The sequence below is a fragment of the Streptomyces oryzae genome, from assembly GCF_017676365.1.
Lineage (GTDB): Bacteria > Actinomycetota > Actinomycetes > Streptomycetales > Streptomycetaceae > Streptomyces > Streptomyces oryzae.
On the sequence record NZ_JADKMA010000243.1, the window covers coordinates 1 to 9,698 of the forward strand.

Sequence of the window (9,698 nt, forward strand, 5' to 3'; positions counted from 1 at the left end):
GAACCGCGATGGTGGTCCACAGGGAGTCGAAGAACTCCTGCGACTCCGCCACGAAGGTGGCCTCCTGCTCGTCCCGCGCCTCCGCACCCCGGGTGGAGCGGAAGAGCTTGGCGGTCAGACCGAGTACTCGCGGGTGATGTTGGCGACGGCCACTTCGGCGAACCGCCCGGCACGCTCCCTCAGCAGACTGCTCGCTGCGAGGCTGGTCAATGTGTCGCCCCTCCCACTTCGCGGAGGTCGGTGGTGGTGTGGGCCGCAGCGGTGAGCAGCGCGGCGAGGCCGCGTACGGCGTCGGATACGGCGAGGGAGGGCGGCGCGGGGTGCCGCCCCGCGGCCTGCTGCGGCGCGTACGGGACGTGCACGAAGCCGCCCCGCACACCGGGCCGTTCGGTGGCGAGCAGATGGGCGAGCCCGTAGAAGACGTGGTTGCACACGAAGGTGCCGGCTGTCTGGGAGACGGAGGCCGGTACCCCGGCGTCGCGGGCCGCGGCGACGCACGCCTTGATCGGCAGGGTGCTGAAGTAGGCGGCGGGGCCGCCGTGGACGACGGGTTCGTCCACGGGTTGCCGCCCGGCGTTGTCGGGTATCCGGGCGTCGTCCACGTTGATGGCGACCCTCTCGACGGTGAGGTCGGGGCGCCCGCCCGCCTGCCCCAGGCACACGACGAGCTCCAGCCGAGGCCCGGCGGCCGCCACCGCGGCCCGCAGCTCGTCGAGTGCCGTCCCGAAGACGCAGCTCAGCCGGACCGCGTGGACGTCGAGCCCGGCAGGGGGCTGCGCGGCGAGCAGTTCGGCGGCCTGCCAGGACGGGTTGACCTTCTCCTCACCGTCGAACGGCTCGAACCCGGTGACCAGCACCTTGACGGAGGACATGGGCATCAGGCCAATACACCTAGAACGCGAACAGATAGATGATGAGGATGTTGCAGCCCAGCAGCACACCGGCGGTCGGCACCTGCGCCTTGATCGGCCCGTACTGGTCCTTGAGTTCGAGCAGCGCAGCGGGGACGAGGTTGAAGTTGGCGGCCATCGGGGTGCACAGCGTGCCGCAGAAGCCGGCGAGCATGCCGACGGCGAGTACGGCGGCCGGGTTGCCGTTCAGCTGCTCGATCAGCACCGGCCAGCCGACGGCGGCGGTCATGACGGGGAAGGCCGCGAAGGCGTTGCCCATGATCATGGTGAAGACGGCCATGCCCACGCAGTACAGCACCACGGCGGCCAGCTTCTGTCCGTCGGGCAGCACCGACTCGGTGACCTTCCGTACCTGGTCGCCGACGCCCGCCGCCTGGAAGATGGCCCCCAGCACCGCCAGCAGCTGGGGCAGCAGCAGCGCCCAGCCCATCGACTCCAGCAGCCCGCGTCCGGCGTGCAGTGGCACGGTCACCCGGCGTTCGCGCAGCACCCACATGCCCACGCCCAGCGCGACGATGGCGCCCAGGCCGAGGCCGAGGATCGTCTCGCTGCCCTCCTCCAGGAGCGGGGTGCCGCCGATCTTCCACTTGTCGGCGAGTACGGCGCACACCATGGCGATCAGCGGGATGGTCAGCGCCGGGATGAACAGCTTGCCGCCGAACCGGGCGGCGAGCCGGGTGCGTTCGCTCTCGCTGGTGGTGTCGGGCTTGCCCTTGCCGGTGAGGTTGAAGCCGCCGAGGCAGATGAGGACGAGGACGGCCACGCCGAGCGGTTCGGCGGGCAGTGACTTCTCGTTGACCCAGGTGCTGTAGAAGAAGCAGAGGCCGAGCAGGCCCCAGAAGGCTGCGGTGCCGGGCCGTTTGGGGTTGCTGCGGTCGAAGACCATCTGCGCCGCCATGGCGAGGAAGACGGCGCCGACGAGCCAGAAGAACCACTCGGACTTGATCACTTGACGGCCCCGCCTTCCTCGCTACGAGCGCTGCGACCCGGCGCGCCCTCCTGTTGGACGTCCGGCTGCGCGTCGTCCTGCTGGACGGCCGGCTGCGCGTCGTCCTGCTGGAGGGCCGACTGCGCATCCTCCTGCTCGACGGCCAGCTGCGCGTTCGCCATGACCAGTTCGCGCTCCAGCGTGCGGTCCAGCCGCAGCAGCCGGCCGCCGTGGATGAAGAAGGCGCACACGGCGGTGGGTATGGCCCACAGCGCGAGGTGCAGCGGTTCCAGGTGCGTGTGGTACGTGCTGTTGACCAGGCCGGTGATCAGCAGGATGGAGCCGACGGCGAGGAAGCAGTCCTCGCCGAAGAACAGCCCCACGGTGTCGGTGCCGGCCGCGTGCGAACGCACCTTCTCGCGGACCTTCTCCGGCAGCGGCCGCCCCTGGTTGCGCCGTTCCGTGGCGGCCTCCGCCATCGGCGCGATCATGGGGCGGACGCTCTGCGCGGGCCCGCCGATGGTCTGCAGTCCCACGGCGGCGGTGACCTGCCGCAGCAGCAGATACAGCGTCAGGAAACGGCCGGTGGTGAGTTTGTTGCCGAGCTTGCCGATGAGCGTACGGGCCTGTTGCTGGAGGCCGTTGCGCTCCAGCAGGCCGATGACGGGCAGCGTGATGGCGAAGATGGTCACCGAGCGGCTGGACGCGAAGCTTTCGCCGAAGGTCTTGAGGATTTCGACGGGTGAGAGCTTGCCCAGCAGTCCGGTGACGATCCCCGCCACGCCGACGACGAGCAGGGGATTGCGGCGCGTCGCGAAGCCGAGGACCACTACGAGGACGCCGAGGAGAACGATCATGTCGTCCGCCTTCCGTGAGCGAATTCCTCGGGAGGCTAGAGGATTGTTGAACGATCCGACAAGGGTGTGGCACATCACTGATGCGGAAATCCCGCCCCCGCCGTCACGGCCCCCTGTCGCGACCGTCACCGCCTCAGGTGGTGACGGTCGTTCCTCGACCCCTCAACCCCTCGACCGATCGCCCCCTCTACTTCTCGGCGGCCTCCTCCGGGTACGCGTCCAGCAGCTGCCGCAGCGAGTCCTCCAGATAGCCGGCCAGCAGCCGCTCGGCCCCCGCCGCGTCGCCCGCCTCCAGGGCGCGGACGATCTCCTGGTTGCGGGTGAGATACGGGTCGTGGAAGCGGCGCAGGTCGCCCATGATGTGGAAGGCGAGCCGGAGTTCGGCCAGTACGCCGCGCATCATCTCGTCGGTGCGGGCGCTCCCGGCCAGCGCGGCCAGCGCCTGGTGGAAGCGGATGTTCGCGGTGGAGCACTCCACCCACCGGCCGCCGGCCGCGGCCTTCTCGCCCGCCGAGACGGCGGCCCGCACCTCCGTCACGTCGTACGGCGGCTCGCCCAGCCCCCGCACGGCGGCGCACTCGACCAGGTGTCGTACGCGGTAGATGTCGCGAATGTCGGTATCGGTCAGTACGCGGACGAAGGTGCCCCGGTTGAGCCGGTGGACGAGCAGCCGCTCGTGGGTCAGCAGCCGGAACGCCTCCCGCAGCGTGTTGCGGGACACCCCCAGGGCGCCGCAGATCCGCTCCTCGGAGAGCCGGGTCCCGGGCGGGAAGGAGCCCTGGGCGATCCGCTCGCGCAGGATGGCCGCGACGCGCTCGGCGGTGCTCGTACGCCCGAGCAGCGCCCGGTCGGTGGCGAGATCCGAGAGGGCGGCGGACGGGTCGGCGGTCATCGTGGTCTCCCTTGGCTGTACGGGCGCCGGCCGGGCCCGGATAGGGCAGGGGAGCGGCGTCCGCGAAGTACCAGGTGGCCGGGGACCCTTGCCGGATTGTTCAACAATCGCTTACGTTGCTGCTGATGGACGGGAAGATCGACCTTAACGCCGACCTCGGTGAGGGCTTCGGCCGCTGGCAGCTCACCGACGACGAGGCCCTGCTCGCCTCGGTCACCAGCGCCAATGTCGCCTGCGGCTTCCACGCCGGCGACCCCCTCACCATGCGCCGGGTCTGCGAGCTGGCCGCCGAGCGCGGCGTCCGTATCGGCGCGCAGGTCTCCTACCGTGACCTGGCCGGCTTCGGCCGCCGGGCCATGGACGTACCCGCTGCCGAGCTGGCCGCCGAAGTGGCGTACCAGATCGGCGCCCTGGAGACCTTCGCCCGCGCTGCCGGCTCCGCCGTCGCCTACGTCAAACCGCACGGCGCCCTCTACAACCGTGCTGTGCACGACCCGGAGCAGGCCGCCGCCGTCGTGGCCGGCGTCCAGCTGTCCGGTGCCGCGACCCGCGACTCGGGCCCGCTGCCCGTGCTCGGACTGCCCGGCTCCCGGCTGCTGGCGGAAGCAGCCCGCGCCGGGCTGCCCACCGTCGAGGAGGCGTTCGCCGACCGCGCCTACCGGCCCGACGGCACGCTGGTGCCGCGTTCCGAACCGGGCGCCGTGCTCCACGACCCCGAGCAGGTGGTCAAGCGGGCGCTGCGGCTGGCCCGGGACGGCGAGATCGTCGCGTCCGACGGCACGGTGGTGCCGACCGCCGCGCGCTCCCTGTGCGTACACGGCGACACCCCCGCCGCCGCCCAACTCGCCCGCCGGGTACGCGAGGAGCTGTCCACGGCGGGCGTACTGGTCCGGGCGTTCACATGAACACCCCCTCCTCGACGGATGCCCCGAACGGCCCGGAACCCCTGAACGGCCCGGACGCCCCGACCGGCGAGGCCGCCGCTGCCCAGCCGGATGCCCCGGCCGGTTCGGCCGCCGCTGCCCGCAGGGACGCCCCGACCGGCCCGGAAGCCCTGAGCGGCCCGGAAGCCCTGAGCGGCCCGGACGCCCTGAGCGGCCCGGAGGCCCCGGCCGACGGGGCCACCGCCCGGGCGGAAGCTTTGACCGGCACGGAAGTCCCGAACGGACCGGATGCCCCGACGCGTTCGGCCGCCGCTGCCCGCCCGGATGCCTCGGCCGGCGGGCTCGCCGCTGCTCGTACGGGAGCCTCGGGCGGCCTGGGCGCTTCGTCCGGTTCGGCTGCCGCTGCCTGCAGGGTTGCCCCGAGCGGCGTGGATGCCCCGACCGGCGTGGCCGCCTCGTCCGGCGGGGCTGCCGCTGTCCGGTCGGATGCCTCGGCCGGCGGGGCCGCCGCTGCTCGTACGGGAGCCTCGGGCGGCCTGGGCGCTTCGTCCGGTTCGGCTGCCGCTGCCTGCAGGGATGCCCCGAGCGGCCCGGACGCCCCGCCCGGCGAGGCCGCCGCTGCCCGGCTGGACGCCTCGGCCGGCCCGGCCGTCGCTGCCCGCACGGGCGCCGCCGCCGAGGACCCGGTTGTCGTCGGCGGCCCGTCCCGCGTGCCCGTACCCCCCGTGATCCGGTCCGTGGGGGCCCGCGGGCTGCTGGTCGAGCTCGCGACGGCCGAGCAGACCGAAGCCCTGCACGCGGAGCTGCTGCGCCGGCGGGCCGAAGGAACCCTGCCGCCCGTACGGGAGATCGTGCCCGGGGCCAGGACCGTGCTGCTGGAGGAGTTCCACGACAGCGAGGCGGCGCGGCGGCTGGCCGCCGAGCTGCCGGGCTGGCACGTACCGCCGCTGACCGGCGGCAGTGAGCAGGCCGTGGAGATACCCGTCCACTACGACGGGCCGGACCTTGCCGACGTCGCCGCGCTGTGGGGAGTCACCCCGGACGAGGTGGCCCGGCGGCACGCGGCCACCGACTTCCGGGTCGCGTTCTGCGGATTCGCGCCGGGCTTCGGCTATCTGACCGGGCTCCCCGAGCAGTACCACGTACCCCGCCGCGCCACCCCGCGCACCCGCGTCCCGGCCGGGGCCGTCGGCCTGGCCGGCCCCTACACCGGTGTCTATCCGCGCTCCTCACCCGGCGGCTGGCAGCTGATCGGAACGGCACCCCGGACGGTGCTGTGGGACACCGATCGCACTCCGGCCGCCCTGCTGGCACCCGGCACCCGAGTCCGTTTCGTCCCCCTGGACGGCCCGCATCCGGCGGACGGAGCCGACCGGAGCCGAAGGGAGCGGCCGTGATGGCCGGGGGCGGGCTGGAGACCGTACGGACCGGTGCGCTCACCACCGTCCAGGACCTGGGCCGCCCCGGATACGCGCACCTGGGCGTGCCCCGTTCCGGCGCGCTCGACCTGGCCGCGCACCGCCTCGCCAACCTGCTGCTCGGCAACCCCCAGCACGCGGCGACGCTGGAGACCACCCTCACCGGCTGCGCGGTGCGTGCGCTGGAGGACACCGTCGCGGTGGTCACCGGGGCGCCCTGCCAGGTGACCGTCGACGGGCGGCCCGCGCCCTGGGGGCAGCCGGTGCGGCTGCGGGCCGGTGCGGTGCTCGACGTCGGTGCCGCCACCCACGGGGTGCGCTCCTATCTGGGCTTCGCCGGGGGCGTCGACGCCGAGCCGGTGCTGGGCAGCCGCGCCACCGATCTGCTCTCCGGGCTCGGTCCGGACCCGCTGAGTGAGGGGGACGTGCTCCCGCTCGGCTCCCCGCCCCCGCCTCCCCTCGCGGGGCGTGCCGTCGCCTACGCGGCGCCGTGGGCGGCGCCCCCGCGCGAGTTGGTGCTGCCGGTCAGCTGTGGGCCGCGGGACGACTGGTTCACCCCGGAAGGGCTGCGCACCCTCCGCACCGGCACCTACCGGGTGTCCGCCGCCAGCAACCGGATCGGCCTGCGGACCGAGGGCCCGGCCCTCACCCGGGCCAGGGAAGGCGAGTTGGCCAGCGAGGGCATGCCGCTGGGCGCCATACAGGTGCCCCCCGAGGGGCGGCCGGTGATCTTCCTGGCCGACCATCCCACGACGGGCGGCTACCCCGTCATCGGCGTCGTACCGCCCTGGGCACTGAGCGCTGCCGCGCAGGCCGTGCCGGGCACCCCGGTGCGCTTCGCCCCTGTCGGGGCCGGCGCGCACGGTGCCGGGCAGGGGTGCCCATAACGTGACGCTCCGGCGCGGGAACGCGGGAACGCGGGAACGCGGGAACGCGGGAATAGGATCGCGCACATGCCGGCTCCGCCCATACTCCGTGACGTCTTCCACGCCCTGCGCGACGAGTGGGGGGAGGAACGCGACGGCATCACCTTCGACCAGGGCCCGCCGCCCCTCGAACGGCTCGATGTGATGGTCTACGGGCCCTCGGGCCCCGGCGGCACCACGGCGTTCGCGACCATCGGCATGTCGGCCCACGCCATGCCGCCCCGCGCGGTCCGCGCCGAGCTGCGTCTCTTCCGGCGCGGGCCCCTCGCTCCACCACAGGAGCAGCAGTTGGCGATGCGGCTCGCCAACCTCGCCGCGTACCCCTGGACGCGTGGGGAGCCGCTGGACTGGGGCGAGATCGTCGGCTTCGGGGACGAGATCCCCGCCTTCCCCGGCTGCCGCAGTGTCTTCCTGGCCGGGCCCTGGACGGTCGGCCGGCGGGCCACCGTCGAGACGCGCGTCGCACCGGTGCGGATCCTCAACGCCGTCCCGATCAGCGAGACGGAACGCGAACGCGCCCTGACGGCCCGCCCGGAGACGTTCTTCAGCGACCTGCTGGACACCCGCGACGTCTGCGCGCCCCCGCCCCACGGCTGAGGGCCGGGCCGCAGGCCGTCACTCGTCGATCAGCCGGCACACCGTCTCGATGTCGATCTTGACCTGCGCGATGGAGGCCCGGCCGGAGAGCCAGGTGATGAGGGCGGAGTGCCAGGTGTGCTCGATGACGCGGACCGCAGAGAGCTGTTCGGGAGTGGGCGGCCCCTCCAGCCCCATGGCGTCCAGGATGATCGCCGTGGTGAGCCGGGAGACGGTGTCCACCTCCGGGCTGACCGAGCGGTCGGCGAAGTTGAGGGCGCGCACCATGGCGTCCGCCAGTTGCGGCTCCCGTTGCAGCGCGCGGAAGGCGCGCATCAGGGTCTCGGCGACCCGCGCCGCGGCTTCCGTCTCCTGCGGCGGGCGCTTGTGCAGGGTCTCGTGCATGTGCTGCAACTGGTCCTGCATGGTGGCGACCAGCAGATGCACCTTGGAGGGGAAGTAGCGGTAGAGCGTGCCGAGCGCCACGTTCGAGGTCTCGGCGACCTCCCGCATCTGCACCGCGTCGAACCCGCCCCGGCGCGCCAGCCGTGCGCTCGCCTGCAGGATGCGGCGGCGCCTGGCCTCCTGCCGCTCGGTCAGCGGCGCGGACGGCGAGGAAGGCGAGGACGGCAAGGAAGGCGAAGAAGAGGGCTGCGAAGGTGGCGGCGGTGTCGGCATCGCGTTGTTGGTCCCGTTTCCGTGGCGTTCTGGAAGCCCTGTGGGGAGCCGTGCATTGTTGCAGGCGCCGCCGAGGTGGCGCGAATCACCTGCTACAGCGGCTCGCCCGAAGTGACTGGCCGGTAAATTCTGCAGTCCGGGTACGAGTCCGCGGCGCCACCGGTGCCGGATCCGTCCCTCCCGAAAGTCAATCCTGAAACTTGTTCTAGGTTAGCGCGAGCGGCTACGCTCCGGCGGAACGCAGTGACGAAGGGGGCCGCGAGTGACCGCAGAGGCCGTAACCGACCGCCCGCTGCGCATCGCGCTGCTGACGTACAAGGGCAACCCCTTCTGCGGCGGCCAGGGTGTCTACGTACGCCATCTGTCCAGGGAACTCGCCCGCCTCGGCCACAGCGTCGAGGTCATCGGCGCCCAGCCCTACCCGGTGCTGGACGAGGTGCCCGAGGGGCCGGGCCCCGGCCGGCTGACCCTCACCGAGCTGCCCAGCCTTGATCTCTACCGCCAGCCCGACCCCTTCCGTACCCCCGGGCGGGGCGAGTACCGCGACTGGATCGACCTGCTGGAGGTCGGCACGATGTGGACCGGGGGATTCCCCGAGCCGCTCACCTTCTCGCTGCGTGCCCGCCGCCATCTGGCCGCCCGCCGCGGCGACTTCGACGTCATCCACGACAACCAGACGCTGGGCTACGGGCTGCTCGGCGGCCCGCGTGCCCTCGGCGCACCGCTGGTGACCACCATTCACCACCCCATCACCGTCGACCGCAGGCTGGAGCTGGAGGCTGCCACCGGCTGGCGGCAGAGCGCCTCGGTCCGTCGCTGGTACGGGTTCACACGGATGCAGCGCCGCGTCGCCCGCCGGCTGCCCTCGGTCGTCACCGTCTCAGGATCCTCCCGCCAGGAGATCGCCGACGATCTGGGCGTGGCGCACGAACGCATCAATGTGGTGCCGGTCGGCGCCGACACCCGGCTGTTCGCACCGGATGCGGCCGTACCCGAGGTGCCGGGCCGCATCGTCACCACCTCCAGCGCCGATGTCCCCCTCAAGGGCCTGGTGTTCCTGATCGAGGCGCTGGCCAAGACGCGTACCGAGCAGCCCGGGGCCCATCTCGTCGTCGTCGGCAAACGCCCCGAGGAGGGCCCGGTCGCCGACGCGATCGAGGCGCACGGGCTGGCCGGCGCCGTCGAGTTCGTCAAGGGCATCAGCGACGCCGAGCTGGCCGGGCTGCTCAGCTCGGCGCAGATCGCCTGTGTGCCGTCGCTGTACGAGGGCTTCTCGCTGCCCGCCGCCGAGGCGATGGCGACCGGCACCCCGCTGCTGGCCACCACCGGGGGTGCCATCCCGGAGGTCGCGGGACGCGACGGCGAGACCTGTCTGGCGGTGCCGCCCGGCGACGCGGGGGCGCTGGCCGCCGGGCTGGTGCGGCTGCTGGGCGACGAGCAGCTGCGGGCCCGGCTCGGCGCCGCCGGGCGGGAGCGGGTGCTGGAGAGGTTCACCTGGGAGCGGGCGGCGATCGGCACGGTTGAGTGTTACCGCGCTGCGATGGGGGCGCCCTCCGCCGCGTTGGTGCAGGCTCCCATGGCGCGGCTGCCCGCCGAGCCTGTGCGTGCCGTTGCCGACAGCCGGTGAC

General features: G+C 73.1%; 10 protein-coding genes. 5 read left to right on the plus strand and 5 right to left on the minus strand.

Translation table 11 applies throughout. From position 1 onward, the window contains the following. Window positions 1–206 precede the first annotated feature (206 nt). The 4 genes from pcp to ITI46_RS30905 all read right to left on the minus strand — a co-directional run bounded on the left by pcp (window position 207) and on the right by ITI46_RS30905 (window position 3,588). Window positions 207–872 carry a pyroglutamyl-peptidase I gene (gene pcp, locus ITI46_RS30890; protein WP_209243238.1) on the minus strand — a complete coding sequence of 222 codons (666 nt, stop codon included), beginning with the start codon at window positions 870–872 and terminating at the stop codon, window positions 207–209. Window positions 873–891: 19 nt separating this feature from the next. Next, the gene (locus ITI46_RS30895; RefSeq protein ID WP_209243239.1) at window positions 892–1,860 is read right to left on the minus strand and encodes a DUF979 domain-containing protein; all 969 of its coding nucleotides are present in this window, start codon (window positions 1,858–1,860) and stop codon (window positions 892–894) included. Next, complete coding sequence (locus tag ITI46_RS30900; RefSeq protein WP_247746853.1) at window positions 1,857–2,696, minus strand: DUF969 domain-containing protein; 840 nt, start codon at window positions 2,694–2,696, stop codon at window positions 1,857–1,859. Before ITI46_RS30900 ends, ITI46_RS30895 begins: the two co-directional genes overlap by 4 nt. A gap of 187 nt (window positions 2,697–2,883) precedes the next feature. Continuing rightward, window positions 2,884–3,588 (minus strand): GntR family transcriptional regulator, encoded by a 705-nt coding sequence (locus ITI46_RS30905; RefSeq protein ID WP_209243240.1) that lies wholly within the window; start codon window positions 3,586–3,588, stop codon window positions 2,884–2,886. Window positions 3,589–3,713: 125 nt separating this feature from the next. Between ITI46_RS30905 and ITI46_RS30910 the strand changes: the two genes are divergently transcribed. The 4 genes from ITI46_RS30910 (at window position 3,714) to ITI46_RS30925 (ending at window position 7,413) form a co-directional block, all read left to right on the plus strand. Then, a complete protein-coding gene (locus tag ITI46_RS30910; protein WP_209243241.1) occupies window positions 3,714–4,493 on the plus strand; it encodes a LamB/YcsF family protein in 780 nt (259 codons plus the stop codon). 689 nt (window positions 4,494–5,182) lie between these two features. Next, window positions 5,183–5,869, plus strand: coding sequence for a 5-oxoprolinase subunit B family protein (locus ITI46_RS30915; protein ID WP_209243246.1), 687 nt, complete (start codon window positions 5,183–5,185; stop codon window positions 5,867–5,869). Further along, on the plus strand, window positions 5,869–6,777 hold the full coding sequence (locus tag ITI46_RS30920; RefSeq protein WP_209243242.1) for a 5-oxoprolinase subunit C family protein: 909 nt from the start codon (window positions 5,869–5,871) through the stop codon (window positions 6,775–6,777). The genes ITI46_RS30915 and ITI46_RS30920 overlap by 1 nt, the downstream gene beginning before the upstream one ends. Before the next feature lie 66 nt (window positions 6,778–6,843). Beyond that, a complete protein-coding gene (locus tag ITI46_RS30925) occupies window positions 6,844–7,413 on the plus strand; it encodes a suppressor of fused domain protein (RefSeq protein ID WP_209243243.1) in 570 nt (189 codons plus the stop codon). Window positions 7,414–7,431: 18 nt separating this feature from the next. On the opposite strand, the gene ITI46_RS30930 is transcribed toward ITI46_RS30925, so the two are convergent. After that, window positions 7,432–8,070 (minus strand): TetR family transcriptional regulator, encoded by a 639-nt coding sequence (locus ITI46_RS30930; protein ID WP_209243244.1) that lies wholly within the window; start codon window positions 8,068–8,070, stop codon window positions 7,432–7,434. A 262-nt stretch (window positions 8,071–8,332) separates the two neighbouring features. Here ITI46_RS30930 and ITI46_RS30935 point away from each other — a divergent pair, with 262 nt between their 5' ends. Continuing rightward, window positions 8,333–9,697 (plus strand): glycosyltransferase family 4 protein, encoded by a 1,365-nt coding sequence (locus ITI46_RS30935; protein WP_209243245.1) that lies wholly within the window; start codon window positions 8,333–8,335, stop codon window positions 9,695–9,697. Window position 9,698 lies beyond the last annotated feature (1 nt).